Genomic DNA, 25,112 nt, shown 5'->3' with positions numbered 1-25,112 from the left:
TTAAATTTGAGATAAATAATAACTTTGTTTATTCTCCATTACCTCAGCTTCTTTTTTAGTTTTTTCGTGCTCATAACCCAAAAGATGTAAAATACCGTGAATTAAAACCTGAGCTAATTCTTTTTTAAATGTTGAATTATATCTCTTAGCATTCTTCTTAACCTCCCTGAGGCAAATAACAATCTCATTTAATCCATTATCAAAAGATAAAACATCCGTTACCTTGTTCTTGCCCCGATATTTCTTATTTAGTTTTCTCATTTTCCCCTGGCCAACGAAAACGATAGATAAACCAACTTCTTTTCTATCTTCACCTTTTAAAACTTTTTTTGCAACCCCTTTTAAAAATTCCTCATCAACAGAACTGGTAGTTAAGTTGTTAATTTCGAGCATTTTAATTGTTTTAGGTTCTCATAAATTAAGAAGCTGAAAGTAACAGAGAACGGGGTAATAAATATGTAAATAATATTTCTAACAAAAGGAATGAATCCAACAATGCAAAGAACTAAGATAATAAGAAAAGTTAGCGCCAGATATCTCCAAAAAACCTTCCACCAATATCCTTTTATTAATTGCTTACTTCTAAAAAGAGCCTTCATTCCTTTTATATCTTCTGAGACTAAAACATAGCCCGCTAAACTAAACCAAAGACTAAAGATAATTCCAGGAATAATAAAAAGCAAAAAACCCACCATTGTAATAAGCCCAACCAAAATAGAAATCCACCAATAGGAAAGTATTTTAGACCAACCCTTAGTAAATGATTCTTTAATGCCAATTTTCTGATCTCTTTCTTTGATAGCATAGAGCAAAGCTATAGACGCCCAAAGATTAACAACAAACGCCATAATCCCCAAAACAATCATTACTGACAAGGTAAGGGGTAACAAAATAAGGCCTAAGGATTTATAAAAGGCAATAAATGATAAATTAAAAAATAAAGGCAAAAGAAAAAAGGGGATAAAAAGCAAATAAACAAGAAAGGGGATAACCGCTATTCCAAGAAAAACTCCAATCCTACTTTTATAAATCTGAAAGGTTTTCCTTAATAATTCACCTGGCCCAACTAGAGATGAAACCTGTTGATTTTCCATATTTATGTCTCTTCTGTGGTTAATAACTCTTTTACAACTTTACTTACTAGTCCTCCATCTGCTTTTCCTCTAACTTGAGGCATCATCTCTGCCATCACCCTTCCCATATCTTTTATTTCCGTAGCCCCAACTTTTTCAATAACTTCTTTAGCTATTCTTTTAATTTCTTGTTCCGAGAGCTGCTCTGGCAAATACTTTTCTAAAACTTCCATTTCTGCTTTTTCTTTTTCAGCAAGCTCTTTTCTTTCGCCTTTCTCAAATCCTAAAATCGCTTCTTTTCTTTTTTTAATCTCAGAAGAAATAACTTCAATTACTTCCTCGTCTGTTAAATTAGATTTCTCAGCAAGTTCTTTCTCAGTTAATTCTGGCTCCTCTTTGGAAATTTTATATCTCTTTTCCTTTTCCTTACTCAAAATAGCAGCCAAAAGCATCCGCAGAGTAGAACAGGTGATTTCATCACCTCTTTTAAGAGCTTGATTAAGATCGCTTTGAATTTTATCTTTTAGCATTAATCTGCTTACCCCGTTAGAAGTCAAAGATTTCTAACGGGGCTTACCTAATTTTTCTAATTTCTCGTATTCTCTTTTCAATTGTTCTCTTCTCAGAGCTGATCTTTTTTTCATCTGACGACTTTTTGCTCTTCCCCTAAAACGGGTTTTTCTGGCCCGAAGCAAAATCCCGCTTTGTTTCATTCTTCTTGAAAAGCGGCGAACTAAGCTCTGTGATGTTTCTCTCTCTTCTTTTTTTATTTCTAAAGGCATATTTCAAGGCATCCTCATTGGTCTTCCAGCTAAGAGATGCAAATGTAAATGGTCAATTAGCTGCCCAGCGCTCCTGCCAACATTAATTATTAATTTATAGCCCTTTAAGTCTTTTTCTTTGGCTATTTTTTTGGCAGTTAAAATTATCTCCCCCATTAATGTTTTATCTTCAACTCCAAGATGGTCCACTGAAGGAATGTGTTTTTTAGGAATAATTAAAAGGTGGACCGGGGCCTTGGGATTAATATCTTCAAAGGCCATAATTTTTTCGTCTTCATAAACAAAATCTTTGGGTATCTCCTTATTTGCAATTTTACAAAAAATACAATCTCTCGTCATATAAACATATTAACATTTAAACAAAATTCAAATTCAGAATGTTTAGATGTTTAAATGCTAAAATGTTAAGATGATTTCTTTAGTTTCTTTCTCATCGTTGCTACTACTTTATCCAGCTTCACTATTTCCTGCTTCCCGCTCTTCATATCTCTGATTATAATTATCCCTTCCAAAGATTCTTTCTGTCCAAGAATAAGAGTATATCTTGCTCCAACTTTATCAGCTCTGCTCAACTGGGCTTTTAAAGAATCCCTACCAAAAGATTCAGCAACCCTTATTTTTGCTTTTCTAAAATCTTCCAAAAGCTTCAAACTTTTCCTCTTTGCTAAATTACCAAGTTGAGCTAAAAATATCTGAGCTTCAGCTTCTTTATCCGCCCGTTTTATCTCTTGGGACTTCATCAAATTTATAATTCTTTCTATTCCGACTGCCGCCCCGCAAGCTGACGTTTCCTTTCCCCCCAAAAGCTTAACTAACCTATCGTATCTTCCCCCGCCTGCTAAAGCGTTCTGGGAACTTTCTTTCTTTTCAGCTGCCCCAGGAAAAATTTCAAAAACAGTTTTAGTATAATAATCAAGGCCTCTAACTAAATAAGGATTAAGATTATAAGGTATTTCAATTTCGTCCAAAAATTCCAAAACCTCTTTAAAATGTGAGTGGCATTCTTCACAAAGATGGTCAAGTATCTGAGGCGCCTCAGCTTTTATGGGCTGGCATTTTTCTTCTTTGCAATCTAAAATTCTTAAAACATTTTCTCTAAGCCGTTTTTTACAATCAGCACACAATGAGGCTTCCCTTGTCCTGAAATAATTTGCTAAAAGTTTTTTATAGTAGGGCCGGCAATTACTATCTCCAATACTATTTACCTCAACAATTAAATTCTTTAATTTAAGTTCTCGCAAAATATTATAAAAAATCTGGATAATCTGAGCGTCTATTACCGGACTTTTTTCTCCTAAAACCTCGAAGCCGAATTGCCAAAATTGACGGTATCTGTCAGCCTGGGGCCGTTCATGGCGATAACAAGGGCCAAAATACCAAAGTTTTAATGGTTGAGGCAAGTTTTGCATGCCATTTTCAATATAAGCCCTAACTACCGGAGCAGTCCATTCTGGTCTCAAACTCAAAGAATCTCCTCCTTTGGTTTTTAAACTATACATTTGCTTTTTTACAATGTCAGTGGCCAATCCAATCCCTTTGGAAAAAAGCTCTGTTTCTTCAACAATGGGAGTATCAATTTTTCCAAATCCATAAAAATCAGCAATATTGGAAACTATATCATAAATCTTTTGATAATATTTCTGCTCTTCTGGTAATATATCGCGCATCCCGGTTGGACGTTGAAACTTGGGTTTTCTCATAAATCAATACGAAGGGGCCTCAAACTTGGCCGCAGCAACAAATGGCCAAGCTCTGAAAATTACCCGGCCAATAATATTTTCTTCAGGCAAGGCCCCGAATCTTCTTGAATCAAAAGAATAAGAACGATTATCGCCCAAAACAAAATATTCATTTTCAGCCAAAATAACCTTGGTATTTCCTGATGTCGATAAATCAGAAAAGAGATATTCTGATTCGTCTAAAACTTGGGAGAAGCCATCCTTATAAATTATTGTCTCACCATCTTTAATCTCCACGGTTTCTCCTGGAAGACCAATAACTCTTTTGATAAAACGTTGGGAAGGATTTTGGGGAGATTTAAAAACTACTACCTCTCCTCTCTGAGGAGTCTTAAAGCGATAGCTAATCTCATCTATAATCAAATAATCGCCATTTTCAAAACTCGGGTTCATTGACTGACCCCTCACAAAAAACGGTTGAAATAAAAAATATCTAATCGGAACTACTATTACAGCAGCAATGACAACTATTTTTGCAATCTCCCAGATGAATATGAAAAACTTTCTCATGATTTTTCTATTATAGCAAATATTATTTATTTATGCAATAAAAAATAAGGGCTATTTCTAGCCCCTTTTATCCTCTCCTAAGTTCACTGCCTCTGTCTCTTCTTTTTTTTCTTTAAAAATCGATCCAAATATTCCCTCTATCTCTTCTTTGATGCCCTGCATAATCTCCTGTATAAATTCTTTGGTTTCGGTGTCCAAAATATCTGAATTCTCTTCAATTATACGAAAAACACGAGGGAAAATTCTCTGAATAATTTGCCCATCTACAGATAAAAATTTTGTGAGTCTCTTATCAACCCGTTTAATTTTCTCCTCAAGTTTAGTAATGCGTATATGCGCCCATATACCTACTAAAACTATTATACCAAAACCAAAGATCAGCCATGGAATCATTGCTCCCATTTCAGGTCTCCTTTCATTTTTGATTAATAATACTCTTAAAGAACGATATCCTCCCTTCTAACAAAATTATTAATCCTTGTCAAATAAAAAGAGCCGAGGTATTATCTCGGCTCACAAAGCAATAGACATATTGTCTTTGCTTGGCCACGCTGCCTGTTCTATGGGAAATTGTCGTTACAACAGGATGATGGCCTGCTCGAGGCACCTTCGTCTTAGCCCCTTAGCTACAACTGCCAGGTCTTTCTTCTTTTTTGCCGAACCGTAGAACAAAGTTTTCTCGTACATAATTTCTACCCAACCTTTCTTAACATGTTTGTTCATCGAAAGATTCATAACATTTTTGTTTAGCCCTGACAAGCTAAAAAACTAATTAACCTCCTTTCTTATACCCTGTTGACAAAACATAAAAACTGGTTTTGTACATCATTCTACTCCAAGAGCCAGATTGCTTTTTCAAAGGAACAATAAAGAACTGTTTTTTTAGTATAATCCCGTTAAAAAATCCTGTCAATAGTAATTTTTCCACAAGAATAATTATTTGGTATAATAATACAACATGACAATTATTGTAGGTCTTGGGAATCCCGGGAAAAAATATATATATACTCGGCATAATATTGGTTTTCAAGTTGTTGATGAATTTGCCAAGGAAAATAATTTCCCTGAATTCAGATTATCTAAAAAATTCAACTCTCTTGTTTCAGAGAGTATTTTAAATAATGAAAAAATAATTTTAGTCAAACCCCAAACTTTTATGAATAAATCCGGCGAAGCAGTGAGCGCTTTAATTAACTTTTACAAAACTAAAGAAATAATTATAATTCACGACGATATTGATTTGCCTTTAGGAAAAATTAGAATTTCTAAAAATAGAGGCGCAGCTGGCCACAAAGGCGTGGAATCAATAACTAAAGAAATTGGCACCAAAAACTTTACAAGATTCAGAATTGGAATTTCACCCAAAATAGGAAAATCAAAAAATGTAGAGAAATATGTTCTTCAAAAATTTGACAAAGAAGAAGAGAAAATAATAAAACAAGTTATCAAAGAAGCAATAAAAAAAGCTTAGCCAATCATTTAGCTAAGCTTTCGGCACCAACGATATTCAATTCAACAAAATAAATTACTGCCTTTTTCTGCTTCTGGCCCCTCACCCAAACTTCACCATCTACTGCAACTGCTCGTCGGATTGAACGTTCCGGTCTAGCCTCATCTTCGAGGACTACAATTTTAGGATTCTTCTTTTCTGGCTCATTTTCTTCAGCTTCTCTTACAGGTATCTCTAAAGTTACAAAATCACCAGGAAAAACAGGACCAAGAGACTTGATATGAGCTTCTCTAAAAGGAGCTAATTTACCATTAAGTTTAGGATACTCATCTGTTTGTTGGACTAACCAAACTCCCAAAAGCTGAGCTGCCATGTCTCCAAACTCCATTCCTCTAGTGATTGGCTTTCCGCCAATTTCATGTCCCGCGCAGATTTCTGGTCTCATTAAAAGTTCACCAATAATTTTCTTGCGAGTGAATATAGCTCGGTCCAAAAGAAGCATTCTTCCCGTATGAGGAAGAGTTGACTTGATCTGTTCTGTATCAATAACTCTTTTTTCCCTCTTTAAAAAACTGGCCCCGCCTATAATAAACCTTTTTACTCTTTTTTTAGCGTCTTTCATTGCCGCCTTCTCCTTTCTTTATAATTTGTCAATGTGCTTTGTAATTTTAATTCAAGATTAAATAATCATACAATAGCGAATCAAGGTTCTGCGGGCAAAGCGAGCAGGTTCTTATATAATACCAAAGAATTAAAAGAATTTCAAGTTTTTTTTATTTTACCCCGTTAGAGGTTAATGTTATGATTTAAGAATGGAAAAAATAACAATAGAAGACAAGGATTATCCAGAACAGCTTAAAAGAATCAAAAAAGCACCGAAAATTCTCTATTTTAAAGGCGAAATTAAACCAGATGAATTATGTTTCGCCGTGGTCGGCACAAGGAGATGCTCTTCTTATGGAAAGCAAGTAGCCCTGGAAATTGCAGGTAACTTAGCTGAATCTGGACTTACTATTGTTAGTGGTTTAGCTCCGGGAATTGATACTTTTGCCCACACAGCAGTAGTTGAGCAAGGAAGAAGAACAATTGCTGTTCTTGGCACCGGTCTTGATGAAAAAAGCATCTATCCAAAAGAAAATATTAAATTAGCCAGAAAAATTGTTGATTCAGGAGGCCTTTTAATTTCAGAATATCCTCCGGGAACAAGAGGTACTCGCTTCACTTTCCCTGACAGAAATCGAATAATCTCAGGTCTTTCTTTGGGAACATTAGTAATTGAAGCTAAAGAAAAAAGCGGGGCTTTAATTACTGCTAATTTTGCTTTTTCTCAAAAAAGAAAGGTATTTGCCGTGCCAGGCCCAATTTATGCTTTAAACTCTCGAGGCCCCCACATCCTGATAAAAAAAGGAGCTAAGCTCCTTGACAAAGCTGATGACATCTTGCAAGAATTAAATTTACCCGCCCACCTCGCTTCGCGAGGCGAGGTGGACGGGTATGACAACCAAACTCTTGAAGAAAATCTGATTTTAAATACTCTAAAAGAAGAATCCTTGTATATTGATAAAATCATTGAAAAAACAAAATTAAAGGCAACCATTGTAGCCAGTACTCTTAGTGTTTTAGAAATAAAAGGAAAAGTGAGAAACTTAGGAAGAAATATTTATGCCTTACGGCGTTAATCGAAAATTGGAAATTTTATGAACCTCGTTATTGTCGAAAGCCCAACTAAATCAAAAACCCTTCAAGGCTTTTTAGGGCCCAACTATACAGTTAGGTCTTCTTTTGGGCACATCCGAGATTTGCCGGAAGATGAGCTTGGTGTGGATATTGGAAAAGATTTTAAACCAAAATATATTATTCCTCTAAAATCAGAAAAAGTTATTCGGACTCTAAAAAGCGAAGTTCAAAAAGCCAAAATAACTATTTTGGCTACTGATGAAGACAGAGAAGGAGAAGCTATTGCCTGGCATCTTTCCCAAGCTCTTGATTTAAAAAAACCAGAAAGAATTGTTTTTCATGAAATTACTAAATCAGCAATTGACCAAGCCCTGAAAAATCCCAGAGGAATTAACAAGGATTTAGTTGACGCTCAACAGGCACGAAGAATCCTAGACAGAATTGTTGGTTATAAACTCTCGCCTTTTTTATGGAAAAAAGTGGCCCGGAGGTTATCTGCTGGAAGAGTCCAATCAGTCACGGTAAGATTAGTGGTGGGAAGAGAAAAAGAAATTGAAAATTTTGTTCCTCAAGAGTATTGGACAATCGAAGCTTTGCTTAAAAAGCAGAAACAAGAAAACAAATTTAGCGCCCTGCTTGTCAAAAAAGATGATAAGGCAATTCCCAAACTTGGTATTAAAACAAAAAAAGAAACAGATAAGATTGTTAAAGATTTGGATGGAGCTGAATATAAGGTTGGAAAAATTGAGAAAAAAGAAGTAAAAAAGAATCCCCTACCGCCATTTACTACCAGCACTCTCCAACAAGAGGCCTGGAAAAGATTTAAGTTTCCAGCAAGATTTACAATGGGTCTTGCACAGCAACTTTATGAAAAGGGACATATTACTTATCACCGAACCGATTCTTTAAATCTTTCTAATCTTTCTCTCTTTGCAGCTAAAAAATTTATTGAAAAAAATTTTGGCAAAGAATATTGGGCAGGATTTCTAAGAAAATATAAAGCAAAAGGCAGGGTCCAAGAAGCTCATGAAGCAATCCGTCCTACCTTTGCCCAAAAAACACCAGAACAGATAAAATTAGAGAAAAACCAGCAAAAACTCTATGATCTTATTTGGCGGAGATTCATTTCATCACAAATGGCTCAGGCGAGATTCGATTCGACTGTCGTCGAAATCGAAGCAAGAAACAAATATACTTTTCGAGCTAGTGGGCAGATTATGAAATTTGATGGATTCTTAAAAGTTTATCCCCTTAAGTTTGAAGAAAATGAATTACCTGACTTAAAAGAAAAAGAAATATTAGATTTAATCAAACTTATCCCCTCTCAACATTTTACCCAACCTCCCCAAAGATATAGTGAAGCTACTTTAATCAAAGCTTTGGAGCAAAATGGAATTGGTCGCCCTTCAACCTATGCCCCAATTTTATCAACAATTCAAAACAGAAATTATATTGAAAAAGATGAACAAAAGAAATTCTGTCCAACCGAAATTGGAATAGTGGTTAATGACCTTTTAGTAAAACACTTTCCCAAAATTGTAAATATTAAATTTACCGCGGAGATGGAAGAGGATTTAGACGAAATTGCCCAAGGAAAAGAAAAATGGGTTGAAGTTTGCCAAGATTTTTATGGCCCTTTTGAGAAAAATCTCCGGAAAAAATATCAAGAAGTTGATAAGAAAGATATTACTGAAAAGCCGACTAAAAAGAAATGTCCGAAATGTGGAGCTCTTTTGGTAATCCGCTTAGGGAAATTCGGAAGATTTTATGCTTGTCCCAATTTCCCAAAATGTAAATATACTGAATCCTTAGAAGAAAAAACCTTGGGGATAAAATGTCCTAAATGCGGCAAAGGAGAAATTACTGAGAAAAGGACTAAAACTAGGAAAGTATTTTATGGCTGCAATCAATTTCCAAAATGCGATTTTGCTTTGTGGGACAAGCCTATAAATGAAAAATGCCCAGAATGTAATACACTATTAATTGAAACAAAAAAGAAGCAAATCAAGTGCTCCAATAAAGATTGCCAATTTGAGAAAAAAGTGGTAGAATAAGAAAGTTAAAAAAGCCTGGGTGGCGGAATTGGTTTACGCGCATCGCTCAAAACGATGTGAGAGCAATCTCATGTGGGTTCGAGTCCCACCCCAGGCACAAAAAATAGAACGTTAAAAACTTTATACTTGAAAGCGAGGAATAAAATGACAAACTCTAAAATATCTAAAATTATTGTGTGGTTTCTGGCCAGCTTAGTTTTAATTGCCTTTCTTCAGTCTTATTGGTCCACACTTGAGGATGCCGTAGCAAAACCTTTAGTGCGCTGGACTGTTTTATCAACCGTATTCGGCTTGGAGATAATAGGCTATGAAATTATCCAAGAAGATAATATTATCCGTATCGGTGATATGAGAGTTAAAATAACCAAAGGCTGCAATGGATTGAAAATAATAATTGCCTTTTTGATGTTCAGTAGCTTAGTGACATTGTTGGTTAAATCTTCGTGCTGGGAAAAACTAATTGTCCTGGCCTCAAGCCTGCCCATTGCTCTGCTTTGTAATACAATACGAATAATAATCATTATGCTCGCTTTAACTCTCGGTAACGAGCATTGGGGGAAAATAATCCATGACTTTAGTGGAATTGCTGTGCCAGTAGGGTTAATAGCGATATATACTGAACCTTGGTTTTTAAAAAAACTTACCACTCCTCCAATGAAAAAAAGCCCATAATAATTACACGGAAAAAAGTTGAATAAAGCATCTCAGCCAAAAATAAATGCCTCGTTCGCGAGGCATTTTTTTATTATTGAGATAATTGCTTTATTTGAAAATCTTATATAGCAACCAGCCAGAGAGAATGCCAATGAAAGCGCCAGCGAGAATATCAGTTGGCCAGTGGATGCCGGTAAAAATTCTAGCTAAACAAATCAGAAAACTGGCTATAAAAAATAGAATTCCTATTTTTTTATTATGAAGATAGACAATAAAGGAAAGAGCGAAAAAGAAAGCTGCATGACCAGAAGGAAAAGAAGCTTTGTTATGAGTCAAAAGCAAATTAACATTGTTTTCAACAAAAGGCCTTGACCGTGACCAAAGCCAGCGAATAAGCTCTACAACAATAAACCTTGCCAAAACAGCAGAAATAATTGCCTGAAAAACCATCTTCCAGTACTTTTTAAGTTTCAATAAAAATAAAAGCAAACAAAAAACTACAACATATTCAAAATATTCAGCGAGATAAATACCTAAAGTATCAAGCCAAAGCCATCTACCAGCGAATTGATTTATTTGTTGGAATAAGTATAAGTCCATACTAAGTTTTTAAGCAAGCAAGCAATGGTCATAGGACCAACGCCTCCGGGAACTGGAGTAATATAGCTTGCTTTTTTAGAGACGCTTTTGAAATCTACATCGCCGGCTGCTTTCCTCTTTTTATTGTGAGAAAAACCAACATCAATTATTACTGCTCCTTTTTTAACCATATCTCCGGTAATAAAACCCGGTCTGCCCACTCCGGAAATTATAATATCTGCTTTTTTGATTTTATTAATATTGTAGAACTTGATTTTTTTATTTTTAAACCATTTAGCCAAGGGTCTCCCAACCAATCTTCCGTGTCCTACTAAAACTATGGTTTTTCTTTTCAAAGAAATTTTATACCTCCTCAAAATATAATCTATAGCGCAAACAACCGGCGAAACAGCTTCAATATTTTTTTCTGAAGGAACAAGGCTTAAGAATTCTTGAACATTAAATTTCTCTGGCAAAGGCAATTGAATTACAACTCCAGAGATAGTAGGGTTTTTGACAATTTTCTTAATTTCTTTTTTCAGTACTGAGTTACTAATCCTTGCTGGAAATCTAAATAATTCAAAATCAATCCTAACAAACTCACAAGCTTTCTTTTTTTCTCTAATAAAGATCTTTGAAGCTGGGTCCTTTCCAACAAAAATTACAGCTAATTTCAATTTCAGTCCCTTTTTTTCTATTTCTCTTTTAAGGTTCTTCAAAATCTTCTTAGATATTTTTTTCCCATCTAGAATCTTCATGGCAAAAGAAATTTTCTACAAAGTTTTTTAACTTCTTTCCTAACTCTTAAACAATTTTTAGCATCAGAAATAACTTCATTAATCCAAAAAGTAATTTTTCTCATTTCTTTTTCTTTCATTCCCCTGGTTGTTATAGCTGGTGTGCCTAAGCGAATTCCAGAAGGATTAAATGGAGGATTGGGATCAAAAGGAATAGTATTTTTATTAACAGTAATGCCAGCTTTTTCCAGCCGGTTTTGAGCTTCTTTTCCTGAAATTTTCTTATTCCTCAAATCAATTAAAATTAAATGATTATCAGTGCCAGCAGTGACTAAATCAAAGCCATATTTTAAAAGTTCTGAAGCTAATATCTTACAATTTTTCACAATCTGCTTTCCATATCTTTTAAAACCTGGTTTTGATGCTTCTTTTAAGCAAACAGCAATAGCAGCTATATTATTTTCATGAGGACCACCTTGAAGACCAGGAAAAACTGACTTATCAATCTTTTGAGTAAGCTCTGGATTTTTTTTTAATCCTTTTCTAGTAACCATTATCATTCCACCCCTAGGACCTCTTAAAGTTTTATGAGTAGTAGTTGTAACAATATGAACATAAGGAACAGGACTGGGATGAACTCCAGCAACAATTAATCCTGCGATATGAGCGATATCAGCTACAAGATAAGCCCTGACTGAATCAGCAATCATGCCTAATTTTTTCCAGTCAAAAATCCGAGGATAAGCAGTAGCTCCAACCCAAATAAGTTTTGGCTTTGCTTTTTTAGCTAACTTTCCTATTTCTTGATAATTAAGCAAATTTGTTTTTTTATCAACTCCATACTGAACAGATTTAAAATACTTTCCGGAAAAACTTACTTTCCAGCCATGGGTTAAATGGCCTCCATGAGGAAGAGACATTCCCATTACAGTATCTCTTGGCTCTAAAAGAGCGAAATAAACTGCTTGATTTGCTGGTGAGCCAGAATAGGGTTGAACATTAACATGAGCTACTTTAAATATCTTCTTTGCTCTTTCCTGGCAAAGGGCTTCAATCTTATCATAGAATTCCAAGCCAGCATAATATCTTTTTTTAGGATATCCTTCAGCGTATTTATCAGTTAAAACAGAACCCAAAGCCTCTCGTACCGCTGGAGAGGTATGATTTTCAGAAGGAATCATCTCCAGCGTAGTTTTCTGCCTTTCTTTTTCTTTTTCAATAAGCTCTGCAATTTTTGGGTCGATTTTACTAAGCTCCATATTCTTTTATTTTACTACATTTTCGATTAATGTTAAGAGAACTGTTCTCGTAGAGCTCTACAGGAACAGTTCTCAAAATATTAAAAAATCAAAAATAAAAAGGCCGAGCATCACCTACTCGGCTCTGGTGTAATGTGCAGTGTTTGAAATGTACTTTATCATGTGGCTTTCTTAATACCTTTCTTAACGGCTTCCTTAATCCATAAAAGTCCAATACTTGTGAAAGTTATACCAGGCACAGCTGCCACAATCCCAGCAATCGCTGTTTTACTCGGATCAGATGCTTCCCCGGAAAAAGTTATATAAATTAATGCTACCGCGAGCATCAGAAAGAAAATTCCTGGCATCAAAATCATTTTTACTTTCATTTCTACTTTCGTTCCTACTTTCATTTTTCATCTCCTTGATATTTATCTACTATTGGTTTTTAATTAACATTTTGCGAAGTTATAACTACTTCACCATAACACTTACACTGTGTCATAGGTTGACAGATTTGTCAGGGATTTTGCCGGGAGATATACTATTATCTCCCCTTTCTTAAAATTTTAGGTTTCTTCTCACTAAAATCAACTACGGTTGAAGGGAAACTTTTTGACAGGTTGCCGGCATCCAAAATTAAATCTGGTTTAACTTCTTGTTCCTCAAATTGTTCTAAAATTTCTCTAATTTTTGTTGAAGAAGCTCTGCCAGAAATGTTAGCTGAAGTGCTAGTCAGAGGTTTGTTTATTTTTTTAAGAATTTGGGCAACTAATTTATAATCCGGGATTCTTAGACCAATTGTTTCCTTCCGGCCAAATAATGTTTTTGGTAAACTGCACCTTTCTTTCCTTTTTAAAGCTACTGTTATTTTCCCGGGCCAAATTTCTTCCAAAAATTCTTCCAAATTTTTGTTCATCAGAGCCAGCTTTTTTGCCATCTTCATATCCTTAACAAAAATAGGGATAGCTTTTTTCTTATCTCTTCTCTTTATTTCAAAAACTTTCTCTACTGCTTTATCATTAGTGGCATCAGCCAAAAGTCCATAGACAGTATCTGTAGGACAAACTACAACCTGTCCCCTTTCAAGAAATTCTACAGCTTTTTCAACTACATCTCTCGCCCGGTAAGAAATAATTTCAAAATCTTTGTGTTTCCAGAAAAGTTCTTTAAACTTTTTAAAAGACCTTAAAAAGTAAGAAATCTTTATTATATCTGCCGGATTGCCAAAATCCAACCAAAAATCCTTAATTTTCTGAATTTTCACTTTCTTTTTTCTTGCCAAAAGATTAATAGCATCTGTAATTTCGTACTCGCCCCGAGGAGATTTCTTAATTTTTCCAAGCTTATCAAAAATATCAAAGGTAAATTTATAAAGGCCGGTATTAACTAAATTACCTATAAACTCTTTTGGCTTTTCAACAATTTTTAATAAAAATCCATCATCTCCAACAAGAACACCATATTTTTCAGGATTTTTTTGATAAATACCGGCGACATAACTATGATTTCCTCCAATATTCATTGCTTTTAAATCTCTAACAGAATAAAGATTATCTCCGCAAAGATAAATAAATTGGCTTTTTTTAACAATGTCTTTAACACACATCAAGGGACAGGCAGTGCCATACATTTTATCTTTTGGTCCTAAAATCTCATACTGACTGACCATCCTAATTTTATACTGACTCTTTCTTAAACTTTTAAGAGGCGGTTTGTATCTATTTAAAAATTCTTCTATTAACTCTTCTTTAAAACCAGTCACCAAAATCAAATCTCTATAACCTGCTAAAAAAAGATTATCTAAAAGATAAGCTAAAAAGGGTCTTTTTTTGACCCTAATAAGATGTTTAGATTTTTCTTTGGTAAGATGAAGCATGCGAGTCCCCTGACCCGCAGCAGCAATAACTACTTTTTTAATCATAGAAGCATGTTTAAAGTGACACTTTGGTAAATTAATTTTTTCATACTACAAAATTAATTAATTTTCCAGGGACAAATATTGTCTTTTTAATTTTCTTGCCTTTTGTCCATTTTATTATTTTTTCTTGGATTAAGGCAAGCTCTTTTGCTTTCTTTTCAGATATACCAGCTTCGACTTCTATTTTACCACGAATTTTACCATTAATCTGAATAACTAAAATTACTTTCTTTTCTTTAATTAATTTCGGATTATACTTAAGCCATTCTTGATTACAGCATAATCCTTTAATCTTTGCTCTATACCAGAGCTCTTCTGTAATATGCGGAGCAAAAGGGCACAAAAGAATCAAGAGTAATGAATAATAATTCAGAGAAATCTCTTTATAGCTACCCATTTTGTTAGTTAAAACCATTAAAGCAGAAACCGCTGTATTATATTTCAAGCTCTCAATATCCTCCCCTACTTTTTTAATTGTCTTGTGAACTAATCTTTCCAACCCAGGGCCATCGCCTAATTTTTGGCCAACTTTATATTGCAATTTCCAAACTTTCTCCAAAAACCTTCTTACTCCTTTTACTCCTTTTGTATCCCAGGGAATCATCTGCTCAAAAGGGCCCATAAACATTTCATAAACTCTCATAGTATCAGCTCCGTGTTCTTTTACAACCTTTTCGGGATTAATCACATTGCCTTTTGATTTTGACATTTTAATTCCTCCTTCCCCGAGAACTATCCCATGAGAAGTTCGTCTTTTATAAGGTTCTGAACCAATAGATTTTGGCACAGCTTTAATATCCCATAAAAATTTGTAAATAAAACGAGAATACAATAAATGCAAAGTAACGTGTTCCATACCGCCATTATACCAATCCACCGGCATCCAGTGTTTCAGCAACTTTGGGTCAGCTAATTTCCTCTCATTTTGAGGATCACAATAACGAAGATAATACCAATTAGAACCGGCCCAATTTGGCATCACGTCAGTTTCTCTTTGCCCTGGGTCCCCACATTTAGGACATTTAGTATTCACCCAATTTTTAACTTTTGCCAAAGGTGACTCACCTTTTTCAGTTGGCTTGTATTCCTTAACTCTGGGCAATTTAACTGGTAGATCGTCTTCCAGCACCGGCTGCCAGCCACACTTCTCACATTTTACCATTGGTATTGGCTCACCCCAGTATCGCTGTCTGGAAAAAATCCAATCTCTTAGTTTGTAGTGAACTGCTTTTTTAGCTAAATCCTTTTTAGCTAACCACTGGCCCATCCTCCCTCTGGCATCTTCTGATCTCATTCCAGTGAAACGTCCCGAGTCGATTAAAATACCTTCTCCTTCATAAGCTCTATCTAAAACTCTGGGTTTGGCATTTTTGGGTTTGATGACCTCAATTATGGGAAGATTATAGCGTTTAGCAAAATCAAAGTCACGCTGGTCGTGAGCTGGCACTGCCATAATTGCCCCGGTTCCATAATGCATTAGCACATAATCTGCCACAAAAATAGGAATTTCCCTGTTATTAACCGGATTTATAGCTTTAACGCCTCTAAGTTTTATACCAGTTTTTTCCTTATCTTCGGTAGTTCTCTCTTTCTCTATTTTCTTTTTTGATTTTTCAATATAATCTTTAACCTGTTTATAATTTGTAATTTTATCTTTAAGTTCTTCAATTAATGGATATTCCGGTGCTAATACTAAATAGGTACATCCAAACAAGGTGTCTGTCCTAGTAGTAAAGACGGGAATTTTGAATTTTGCTGGATTGAACGAAGTGAGAGACTCCCCGGAGGGTTGGTTTTGAATTTTGAATTCAACTTCTACTCCCTCTGACTTGCCTATCCATTCTTTTTGGGAAATCTTAACTCTTTCTGGATAATCAACCTTATCTAAATCTTGAATTAATCTCTCAGCATATTTGGTAATCTTCAGCATCCACTGCCCTTTTTCTTTTCTGACTACTTTCTCCCCGCACCGTTCACACTTGCCGTCAACTACCTCCTCGTTAGCCAAGCCAATCTTGCAACTCGGGCACCAGTTAATGGGCATTTTTGCTTTGTAAGTTAAGCCCTTTTTAAATAATTGGACAAATATCCATTGAGTCCATTTATAATAAAAAGGGTCAGTAGTATTAATCTCTCTGCTCCAATCAAAAGAAAGGCCTAAGTTTTTCTGCTGGCGTTTAAAAACAGCTGTATTTTTTTTAGTGGCGATTGCCGGATGAATTCCGGTTTTGATAGCATAGTTTTCTGTTGGCAAACCAAAAGCATCCCAGCCCATGGGAAATAAAACATTAAAACCTTGCATTCTTCTTTTCCGAGCCAAAACATCCATAGCAACGTAGCCTCTGCAATGACCAACATGAAGGCCTTCACCAGAAGGATAAGGAAACTCAACTAAAACATAAAACTTTGGCTTTTTTGACCTATCAAAAGCCCGAAAAACATCCAATTCCTCCCACCTCTTCTGCCACTTTTTCTCAATTTTCCTCGGATTATATTTCTCCATATTCTAATTTTTTATCATAACATAATTAGCTTTTTTAAAAAAGTTGACAATCTAAAAATAATGGCATAATATAGAAGTAGTTACTTAAACAAGTAAATAATAGTTTATCTCTCTAAAAAAGAAGGGCACTAAAATGAACCCAATGAACCCAACCACCCTAACCATTGTATTAATTATTAGTTATATTATAATCTTTGGAGTTCCTTTAATACTTTGGGTTTTCTTTCTGAAGGCTCAAAAAGAATCTAAAAACTCCCAAAATAAAAAAATTCAGAAAAGGCCTGTTCGTGAAATCGAATAGGCCTCTTTCTTTCGGAGCTAAGCTAATTCGAGGAGCTAAGCTCCTTAATTATATTCCGAATAAATTTTTGGCGTTTTGGGAGGTAGTTTCAGCCACTTTTTGGAAATCTAAGTTTTTTATTCTGGCAATGTCTTGAGCAATGTATTTTACAAAAATCGGCTCGTTACGTTCAACTCCTGCTTGTGGTGGCGTAAGATAAGGACAATCGGTTTCTATTAGAATTTTCTCCAAAGGTGCTTTCTCAATCACCTCTTTTAAATCTAATTTGTAAATTATCCCATTAATTCCCAAATAAAATCCCATTTCTAAATATTCTTTTGCTTGGTTCCAATTTCCAGTAAAGCAATGGATAACGCCTGGGACTTGATGATTTTTCAAAATCTCCAGCAAGTCATTATGGGCCATTCTACAATGGAAAATTACTGGCAGATTTAATTCCTTAACTAAATCTAATTGTTTCCAGAGAACTGTTCTCTGTTTTTCTTTAAATAATTCAAGTTTTCTTTTTGTTTTCGGCTTGTAATAATAATCCAAACCAATCTCTCCAATTGCTACTACTTTTTCTGACTTCGCAAGCTCTTTATATCTTTCGTTATCAAAATCCTCTCCGCTCGCTACAAAATTACCCTCTTCGGGATCAGTTTTTATTTTGACTATTCCAGCTGTTGAATAAATAGGATGAAGCCCAATTGTTGCATATATACCTTTTTCATATTTTTCAGCAATCTCAACTGCTCTTTTGCTTGTCTCATATTTTGAGCCAACATTTATCACCCAAACATTTTCAGCCAAAGAACGCTCAATGACTTCATCTAAGTCACCTCTAAATGCATTAAAATTAAGATGCGCATGAGTATCTATTAGCATTACTCTATCTTATCAAAGACGAAAATGATTTCAAATAAAAAGCGCGGATGAGTATTGACTAATCAATATTCCCACGCTTTAAGTACGGTATATCTATGAATTAAATATCGGGGATAGCTTTTCTTGCAGCCATTTCTGTTTGTAATAAATCATAAGCTTGCTGTATATTATTGTCTATGATCGCATACAAAATCCCAAGACGGCGAAGCTCGCTACCATAATATACAGTAAGCCGCGAACACTCTTCCTCACTGATTTCCACGGTATCAGAATCTTGCAAAGCCTCGTTCCGATAGCAAGTCGCGTTTAGATCTGTTCGAAACGTTCTAAGTTTTTCTTCATCAACGATTTCTTGATACTCAAAACGAGCAAGGTACAAATAAACTATCGCTTTTCTGTTGGCCCGATATAGCGCTTCAAAATTAGCCACATTTGAATCATTGGCACATGTCTCTGCTTTCTCATGCGCTTCCTGAAGCGAATCCTTGATAGCAGTTTGTATTTCCTCAGATATAACTTCGGATTCAAAGGTAATAATTGATTCATCTGTGAACGGCTTCGTTTTGGTGAAAAATTCAGCGATTGCTTCTGAAGCCTTTTCTATAGCCTCACGAGCGTTTAGTTCATCGGCTTTTTCCAAATCCCTCACTACACGTTTCAGGTCTCCCGCAATATTACTCCTTGAAAAGAAAAACAACAAGGGTATATGCCGATTCTCCATGTGTCTGACATATTTATATAATATCTCCACATAATCAGCTTTAGCCTGAATATAATCCATACCTGGCTCAGTCGTAAACTCAATAGACAAAATAAGACTGTCGGTCACGTTGCGTAAATTTAACGCCCTTGCCTCTCTTCTCACAACACCAATAAGATAGAGACAACATAAAATCAAACAGGCTACTACCAAGATTCTGATTGTATTTGTTTGTTTGCTAATCATTTTTTCTCCTTTCTGATTTCTGAAATTCTATATCCATATTCACTTGTTAAAAAAACAGTCTTTGATTGCCTACATTACCAAACCCATAAATTTCTGTCAAGTTTTTTAACAAGTGAAAAAGCGCTCCGTTAAGATAAGAAGCGCTTTATAGCCGTAGGGATATTCCCCTTTACTTTGGTTTACTCTTGCTGTTGGCAACAACCGTAGCTATGAATAGCTACGAGCCGTCTCCGATGAGCTCCCAACTCAGCCGGGGATAATCCTGACCTTCGAGAATCCACCAGATATCCTCGGTGCCATTTACGCTCTCGACTAGAAAATCCCAGCCAGCATCAGAAAACGTGCTCTCGGTCTGCATCTCGGCCGTTGTTTTACCCGTCCCAGCACTCGCTGTCTGTCCGCTGGTTTCAATATCCCAGAAAGAAGCCATAACCTCACCACCCCAAAAATTTTCTCCCACCAGGCCACCGACATAACTATCTCCCGAAACGTAGCTGGTTGAATAGCAGTTGATGATTGTGCCAGAACGATTATATCCCGCCAGGCCTCCGACATAACCATCTCCCAAAACGCTGCCGCTCGAATAGCAGTTGGATATCGTACCATATGTGCTCCCCAAGTAGCCTTCGTACCCATTTTCTCCCACAAGGCCACCGACACGCCGATTTCCCAAAACATAGCTGGTTGAATAGCAGTTGGTGATTGTGCCCTCATTATTTCCCACCAGGCCGCCGACATCTGTTGTTCCTGAAACGCTGCCGGTTGAATAGCAGTTGGTGATTGGGGCACAATCATTGAATCCCGCCAGGCCGCCGACACGCCAATTTCCCGAAACGTAGCTGGTTGAATAGCAGTCGGAGATTGTTCTCCACTTATTCCATCCCACCAGGCCGCCGACTTCGTCATTGCCAGAAACGCTGCCGCCCTGGGCATAGCAGTTGGTGATTGTGCCAATATTGATTGCGACCAGCGAGCCAACGCAATTTCCTGTTCCCGCATCAATATTTGGGTCAATCAATCCCAAATCCTTAATTACTGCATTTCCTCCCATAACGTACCCGAAAAGTCCTATGTAGTCTGTATCCGTAGAAGTGTAGCTGAAGTTTGAGATTATCTTGCCGCTGCCGTCAAAAACGCCGGTAAATGGCTTGTGGTCTTGCCAAGTTCGATAGTATCCGATGATGTTAAAATCTGTTCCCGTAACGCCGCTCAAATCAATATCTGCCATGAGCTTAAAGTGCCTGTCCCAATCGTTGGGCTCGGCCCCAATTGCATTCACCTGCTCGGCCGTGTAAATCAGGTAAGGGTCACTGGGGTCTCCGGTGCCGCCGCCGTATTGTGCCTCGGCCGATCGGCCGAATAGAAAGATGGCAAGCAATACAAGTAACGGCATTGTTAATTTACTGCTTTGTTTGCAAGTTATTAATTGAGGCCATTTGCATGAAGTAAACATTTTCTCATTCCTCCAAAGAACTCTGTTAATCTTCCTAACAATATTCCTATCATTTTACAAAACCTTAAAAAACACTTTTGCTTCACTTTCACCTCTTTTCTGAAATTCTATATCCATATTCACTTGTTAAAAAAACAGTCTTTGATTGCCTACATCATACCAAATCCATAAATTTTTGTCAAGTTTTTTAACAAGTGAAAAAGCGCTCCGTTAAGATAAGAAGCGCTTTATAGCCATAGGGATATTCCCCTTTACTTTGGCTTACCACACCTTTCACAATTACCGTTTTTCTTAGTAAGTGTTCTTCTGTTACAGATATTACAATGCGTTTTCTTCTGACTAGGACGTCTATTTCTCTGTCCCATTCAAATCCTCCTTTCAATATCTTTGTTAAATAACAAGTTCAACGCTTCCATCTTTAACCCATTCATTGCTAGCGCTTAAAAAATCGTGGAGCTTCTTTTCATCATCAATTGATATTATCACTTTGTTATCTTCAACAGCGAAATGTCTTCCGTCACTATATTTCTCTCGCAGCTCCTCGGGAGATTCTATTTCATCACTAAGCCGACAGCTAAAACGAAAATACTCAGCTTCTGATAAAACTTTTTTAGTAAAAGAAGAAAGGTTTCCATCATTTAAATTAAGTTTTGGAAACACTTTACTAATCTTATCTTTTTCGCCAAGGATAACCTTCCTTAATTTCTCTCTCAATTCCTGGAACCCATCCATAAAAGACCTCCTTTCATTTTTAGCTTTCTTTATTTAATTATTAAGCACGCTAATTTTAATTTTAAACAAGCAAAAATATTAGTCAAGTCTTGGAAATAACAGTTTGCCTCTTTTGTTTTTAAATTTTCCAGATTTTTCATCTCTCTCTATTCCCTTAGTAATTCTCTCTGAGGTCTCTGGTAAAAACGGCTGAAGTAATTCAGCTATATTATTCAAAATAACTAATAAATTACCTAAAACTTGAGGAGAATTTTCTTTTTTCTCCCAAGGCCTTTCCTTTTCAATATATTTGTCACAAAAACTAATCAAATCCCAAATTGCTCTCAATGCTTCATTGAATTTAAATTCTTCTAATGCTTTTTTATAATTTCCCCGGGTTTCTTTTATTTTGGGCTCTACGATTTTAAGATTATCTTCTTTAAAACTTACCCCTTCTGCCATTACTCTAACTCTGGCAAGCAAGTTTCCGATTCCAGATGCTAAATCAGAATTATATCTTTGCTCAAATTTTTCATAAGTAAAGTCGCCGTCCTCGGTTGGAGGAATTTCCCGCAAGAGATAATATCTAACAGCATCTATTCCATATTTCTCAACAAGCTCAAAAGGATCGATCACGTTCCCCAAAGATTTTGACATCTTCTGTCCCCCCACAGTAATAAACCCATGAACAAATATCTTCTTTGGCAATGACAATCCTAAAGATAAAAGCATACCTGGCCAAATTAAAGCATGGAATTTTAATATATCTTTTCCGATACAATGTACATCAGCTGGCCAGTATTTCTTGAATTTGTCACCATTCTCTGCGAAACCTAAGGCTGAAATATAATTCGGGAGCGCATCTCCCCAAACATAGATTATTTGGGTATCATCATCTGGGACTGGGAATCCCCAATATTTTTCTTTTGCTCTGGAAAAACTAATATCCCCAAAACCTGTTTTAATATAACCTAAAACTTCATTCTTTCTGGTTTCGGGAATAATTTTCAATTCATCTTTTTTTATTGATTTTTCAATCTGATTCAAATATTTAGAAAGACGAAAGAAATAGTTTTCTTCTTCAACTAATTCTGGCTCTATCTGATGATTTGGACATTTACCATCCACTAAATCTTTTTCTGTAATAAATGCCTCACAACCAGAACAATAAAAACCTTTATACTTTTTTTTGTAAATATCGCCGTTTTCTTTTAATTTTAACCAAATTTTTTTTACTGTTGGCCAATGCCTTTTTTCATCAGTAGTCCGAATAAAATCATCGTTAGAAAGGTTTAACGTTTTTTCTAATTTTTTGAATTCTGCTGAAATCTCATCAGTAAATTCTTTTGGATCTTTGCCAGCTTCTTGTGCTGCTTTTTTAATTTTTAAGCCGTGCTCATCTGTTCCAGTTAAGAAAAAAACATCCTCGCCTAAAATGCGGTGATAGCGCGCCAAAACATCTGCCTGAACCGCCTCCAGGGCAAATCCTATATGAGGCGGGGCATTGGTATAAGGAATACTGGTTGGAATATAAAACTTTTTCATATATAAGACATTCTATAATCTTAAAAGGAGGGTTTAACCTCCTTTTATTTTAGCATAATTTTAAGTTTTTATCTAAACCACTTCGGCTTTTTTGTCTTTTCTTTTTTGGAGGAATTCGCGGAGGAATTCAAATAATATTCCAGACAAAGGAACAGCTAAAATTGCTCCCAATAATCCCCAAAGTTTTCCTCCAACAACTAAAGAAATTAAAACTAAGGCAGGAGGAAGCCCAACAAATTTTTTCATCAATATCGGAGACAAAATACTATTTTCAATCTGCTGAATGAGGGCAAAAGCAACTAGAACAAAAATAGCTTTAAACGCCTCCGTTGGGAAAATAATCAAAAAGAGGATAATACCGGTTAAAAGAGGCCCCACATAAGGAATAAAATTAAAGACACCGGCGAACAATGCTAAAGTGAAAGGATATTTTACATTAAAAAGTAAAAAAGCAACATAAGAAACAACTCCAACAAATAAACAAGCTAATATCCTTGCCCCAAACCAACCTGAAACTTTTTTTTGGCATCTTGTCCAAACATCTAAAACCTGCACTTCATATTTTTTGGGGAAAAGAAGAATTAAAGCCTTCTCAATCGTTTTTTCTTCCAAAGAAAGAAAAATTGCCGTAATAATAACAAATAAAGTTGTGAAAACTCCACCAAAAATAGTAAATAAAACACTAAAAATATTATCTGCCATTCCTTCCAAAGTACCTCCCAGAGCTTTTAGAAAACTCTCAATATTTTCAAATGCCTGAAAGCCAAGCCCTTTTAGGAGAGGAGAAATTTTTTCAAAATACTGGGGGAAAGATTGCAAAAACCCTTGAATTTCAGAAGCAAATAAAGGGGTTACTAAATAAACTAAAAGACTTAAGAGCCCAAAGAAGCCAACATAAACAAGCACGACCCCAAGAATACGGGGGATTTTTCTTTTCTGTAAAAAATTAATGGCTGGATTAAACAAAACTGAAATTGTCAAAGCAAAAATAAACCAAATCAGAATATCTTTAACTGAATAAAGGACGTAAAAGCAAACAGCAGCAATAGAAATTTTCAGAATTGTTCTCCAAGAGATGTCTAAAATTTTTTCTGTCTGATCCATATTAAATCTTTAATAGTTTTTCGAACCTCTTTTTATTTTTAAACGGTCCTATCAGGGCTAAATTTAATTTTTGGGGCTGAAAAATATCTTTGCTAAGTTTCAAGATATCATCAGTACTTACTTTATTAATTTTAGCATAGATTTCTTTTTGGGTTAAAATTTTATTTTCCAGAAGTTCCTGTATTCCGTAAAAAGATGCCTGAGCATCAGAAGCTTCCAACTGTAGGGTCATTTTCCCTTTGATATAATCTTTTACTTTTTTCAGTTCAGCAGCCGGGATTTTTTTCTGAGAAATTTTTTTGTATTCTTTCAAGATAGTTATGATAGCTTTCTCAACATTTTCATTATCAACACCTGCCTGAGTAACCAAAAATCCGGTATCCGGGTCAACCGAAACCTCAGTGGTTATATAATAAGCCAAGCCCAATCTTTCTCTTACCCTAATAAATAATCTTGAGCTCATCATTCCACCTAAAATTATTCCCAAAATCTCTTGAGCGTATCTCAAAGGATGAAAAAGATTATATACTCTCACTCCCAAGCAAAGGTGAGTTTGGTCGGTCTTTCTTTCTTTTAAAAGACATTCCGGTCCTGTTTGTCTTTCAATAACTTTCGGTTTTTTTAGAACTCCGGCACTTTTTATCTTGGAAAAATATTTTTTAACTTTCTCTATTATCTGAGAATCTTTTATTTTCCCTGCTATGCAAACAATAGTATTTGGAGCAACATATTGAGTTCTCAGATAATCTGCCAATTTCTGGCGAGAAATACCGAGCACGGTTTCTTTAGTTCCGGCAATATTCCAGCCAGCAGGCTGGTCTCCGTATAAAAGTTCTCTCCATAAAATTTGGGCATAAGACATCGGGTTATCAAAGAGCATATTAATTTCTTCAAGAATTACCCCTTTTTCTCTTTTAATTTCTAAGGGATCCAATTTGGAGTTTAAAAAAATATCAGAGACCCAATCTAAGGCTAAGTCTAAGTGGCTGACATCAAGCTTTGCAAAATAGCCAGTATATTCTTCACCGGTAAAAGCATTGTAAATTCCGCCCACCTTATCTAAAGTTTCAGCAATAGCTATGGTATTGGGACGTTTTTTTGTCCCCTTGAAGAGCATATGTTCTAAAAAATGAGAAATACCATTTATTTCCTTTTTCTCATATTTGGAACCAGTCCCAGTCAATACCAAAACAGTCACTGCTTGAGTGCTTTTTTGAGGAACAGTAATAATCCTTAAACCATTTTTAAGAGTAGTTTTTTTAAACATT

The 25,112-nt window shown here is 35.6% G+C and carries 26 protein-coding genes and 1 tRNA gene; 5 read left to right on the top strand and 22 right to left on the bottom strand.

The features are described from left to right. The 8 genes from ybeY to KJA13_00400 all read right to left on the bottom strand — a co-directional run bounded on the left by ybeY (window position 1) and on the right by KJA13_00400 (window position 4,506). Complete coding sequence (ybeY, locus tag KJA13_00435) at window positions 1–393, bottom strand: rRNA maturation RNase YbeY (GenBank protein ID MBZ9577493.1); 393 nt, start codon at window positions 391–393, stop codon at window positions 1–3. Next, window positions 372–1,094 carry a hypothetical protein gene (locus KJA13_00430; GenBank protein ID MBZ9577492.1) on the bottom strand — a complete coding sequence of 241 codons (723 nt, stop codon included), beginning with the start codon at window positions 1,092–1,094 and terminating at the stop codon, window positions 372–374. The genes ybeY and KJA13_00430 overlap by 22 nt, the downstream gene beginning before the upstream one ends. Before the next feature lie 2 nt (window positions 1,095–1,096). Then, window positions 1,097–1,603 carry a GatB/YqeY domain-containing protein gene (locus KJA13_00425; GenBank protein MBZ9577491.1) on the bottom strand — a complete coding sequence of 169 codons (507 nt, stop codon included), beginning with the start codon at window positions 1,601–1,603 and terminating at the stop codon, window positions 1,097–1,099. 33 nt (window positions 1,604–1,636) lie between these two features. Next, window positions 1,637–1,855, bottom strand: a complete 219-nt coding sequence (locus KJA13_00420) for a hypothetical protein (protein ID MBZ9577490.1) — start codon at window positions 1,853–1,855, stop codon at window positions 1,637–1,639. 3 nt (window positions 1,856–1,858) lie between these two features. Further along, window positions 1,859–2,194, bottom strand: coding sequence for a histidine triad nucleotide-binding protein (locus KJA13_00415; GenBank protein ID MBZ9577489.1), 336 nt, complete (start codon window positions 2,192–2,194; stop codon window positions 1,859–1,861). 65 nt (window positions 2,195–2,259) lie between these two features. Further along, window positions 2,260–3,522, bottom strand: a complete 1,263-nt coding sequence (gene hisS / locus KJA13_00410) for a histidine--tRNA ligase (GenBank protein ID MBZ9577488.1) — start codon at window positions 3,520–3,522, stop codon at window positions 2,260–2,262. A 36-nt stretch (window positions 3,523–3,558) separates the two neighbouring features. After that, entirely contained in the window at window positions 3,559–4,104 is a 546-nt protein-coding gene (lepB, locus tag KJA13_00405) for a signal peptidase I (GenBank protein MBZ9577487.1), read from the bottom strand. 57 nt (window positions 4,105–4,161) lie between these two features. Continuing rightward, window positions 4,162–4,506: a hypothetical protein gene (locus KJA13_00400; protein ID MBZ9577486.1), complete on the bottom strand. Its 345-nt coding sequence runs from the start codon at window positions 4,504–4,506 to the stop codon at window positions 4,162–4,164. Window positions 4,507–5,062: 556 nt separating this feature from the next. On the opposite strand from KJA13_00400, the gene pth reads away from it, so the two are divergent. Then, a complete protein-coding gene (gene pth / locus KJA13_00395) occupies window positions 5,063–5,575 on the top strand; it encodes an aminoacyl-tRNA hydrolase (protein MBZ9577485.1) in 513 nt (170 codons plus the stop codon). A gap of 4 nt (window positions 5,576–5,579) precedes the next feature. On the opposite strand, the gene KJA13_00390 is transcribed toward pth, so the two are convergent. Next, window positions 5,580–6,176, bottom strand: coding sequence for a hypothetical protein (locus tag KJA13_00390; protein MBZ9577484.1), 597 nt, complete (start codon window positions 6,174–6,176; stop codon window positions 5,580–5,582). Window positions 6,177–6,366: 190 nt separating this feature from the next. On the opposite strand from KJA13_00390, the gene dprA reads away from it, so the two are divergent. The 4 genes from dprA to KJA13_00370 all read left to right on the top strand — a co-directional run bounded on the left by dprA (window position 6,367) and on the right by KJA13_00370 (window position 9,957). Then, a complete protein-coding gene (gene dprA / locus KJA13_00385; protein ID MBZ9577483.1) occupies window positions 6,367–7,233 on the top strand; it encodes a DNA-processing protein DprA in 867 nt (288 codons plus the stop codon). Window positions 7,234–7,251: 18 nt separating this feature from the next. Next, window positions 7,252–9,285: a type I DNA topoisomerase gene (gene topA / locus KJA13_00380; GenBank protein ID MBZ9577482.1), complete on the top strand. Its 2,034-nt coding sequence runs from the start codon at window positions 7,252–7,254 to the stop codon at window positions 9,283–9,285. A gap of 13 nt (window positions 9,286–9,298) precedes the next feature. Then, window positions 9,299–9,382 (top strand) — tRNA-Leu (locus tag KJA13_00375). A gap of 47 nt (window positions 9,383–9,429) precedes the next feature. Further along, complete coding sequence (locus KJA13_00370; protein ID MBZ9577481.1) at window positions 9,430–9,957, top strand: exosortase/archaeosortase family protein; 528 nt, start codon at window positions 9,430–9,432, stop codon at window positions 9,955–9,957. 90 nt (window positions 9,958–10,047) lie between these two features. On the opposite strand, the gene KJA13_00365 is transcribed toward KJA13_00370, so the two are convergent. From KJA13_00365 to KJA13_00305, 13 genes are all read right to left on the bottom strand, one after another. After that, a complete protein-coding gene (locus tag KJA13_00365) occupies window positions 10,048–10,539 on the bottom strand; it encodes a phosphatase PAP2 family protein (protein MBZ9577480.1) in 492 nt (163 codons plus the stop codon). Beyond that, on the bottom strand, window positions 10,512–11,276 hold the full coding sequence (locus KJA13_00360; GenBank protein MBZ9577479.1) for a bifunctional 5,10-methylenetetrahydrofolate dehydrogenase/5,10-methenyltetrahydrofolate cyclohydrolase: 765 nt from the start codon (window positions 11,274–11,276) through the stop codon (window positions 10,512–10,514). The genes KJA13_00365 and KJA13_00360 overlap by 28 nt, the downstream gene beginning before the upstream one ends. Continuing rightward, window positions 11,273–12,514, bottom strand: a complete 1,242-nt coding sequence (locus KJA13_00355) for a serine hydroxymethyltransferase (protein ID MBZ9577478.1) — start codon at window positions 12,512–12,514, stop codon at window positions 11,273–11,275. The genes KJA13_00360 and KJA13_00355 overlap by 4 nt, the downstream gene beginning before the upstream one ends. 158 nt (window positions 12,515–12,672) lie before the next feature. After that, entirely contained in the window at window positions 12,673–12,906 is a 234-nt protein-coding gene (locus KJA13_00350) for a hypothetical protein (protein MBZ9577477.1), read from the bottom strand. A 134-nt stretch (window positions 12,907–13,040) separates the two neighbouring features. Beyond that, window positions 13,041–14,417, bottom strand: a complete 1,377-nt coding sequence (locus KJA13_00345) for a threonylcarbamoyl-AMP synthase (GenBank protein ID MBZ9577476.1) — start codon at window positions 14,415–14,417, stop codon at window positions 13,041–13,043. A gap of 40 nt (window positions 14,418–14,457) precedes the next feature. Continuing rightward, a complete protein-coding gene (gene leuS, locus KJA13_00340; protein ID MBZ9577475.1) occupies window positions 14,458–16,917 on the bottom strand; it encodes a leucine--tRNA ligase in 2,460 nt (819 codons plus the stop codon). A 349-nt stretch (window positions 16,918–17,266) separates the two neighbouring features. Continuing rightward, window positions 17,267–18,085: a TatD family hydrolase gene (locus KJA13_00335; GenBank protein MBZ9577474.1), complete on the bottom strand. Its 819-nt coding sequence runs from the start codon at window positions 18,083–18,085 to the stop codon at window positions 17,267–17,269. Between the two features lie 100 nt (window positions 18,086–18,185). Beyond that, window positions 18,186–19,031 carry a hypothetical protein gene (locus KJA13_00330; GenBank protein MBZ9577473.1) on the bottom strand — a complete coding sequence of 282 codons (846 nt, stop codon included), beginning with the start codon at window positions 19,029–19,031 and terminating at the stop codon, window positions 18,186–18,188. 217 nt (window positions 19,032–19,248) lie between these two features. Further along, window positions 19,249–20,424: a hypothetical protein gene (locus KJA13_00325; protein MBZ9577472.1), complete on the bottom strand. Its 1,176-nt coding sequence runs from the start codon at window positions 20,422–20,424 to the stop codon at window positions 19,249–19,251. A gap of 450 nt (window positions 20,425–20,874) precedes the next feature. Then, entirely contained in the window at window positions 20,875–21,216 is a 342-nt protein-coding gene (locus tag KJA13_00320) for a hypothetical protein (protein MBZ9577471.1), read from the bottom strand. Window positions 21,217–21,294: 78 nt separating this feature from the next. Next, entirely contained in the window at window positions 21,295–22,740 is a 1,446-nt protein-coding gene (gene metG, locus KJA13_00315) for a methionine--tRNA ligase (GenBank protein MBZ9577470.1), read from the bottom strand. A 72-nt stretch (window positions 22,741–22,812) separates the two neighbouring features. Beyond that, on the bottom strand, window positions 22,813–23,844 hold the full coding sequence (locus KJA13_00310) for an AI-2E family transporter (GenBank protein MBZ9577469.1): 1,032 nt from the start codon (window positions 23,842–23,844) through the stop codon (window positions 22,813–22,815). 1 nt (window position 23,845) lies between these two features. Beyond that, window positions 23,846–25,111: an insulinase family protein gene (locus tag KJA13_00305; protein ID MBZ9577468.1), complete on the bottom strand. Its 1,266-nt coding sequence runs from the start codon at window positions 25,109–25,111 to the stop codon at window positions 23,846–23,848. Window position 25,112: the final 1 nt, after the last annotated feature.

The sequence above is a fragment of the Patescibacteria group bacterium genome, assembly GCA_020148045.1.
Lineage (GTDB): Bacteria > Patescibacteriota > Minisyncoccia > Minisyncoccales > GWA2-38-27 > JAHCRG01.
Note: the sequence above shows the minus strand (reverse complement) of the source record. Positions and strands in the feature narration are given on the sequence as shown.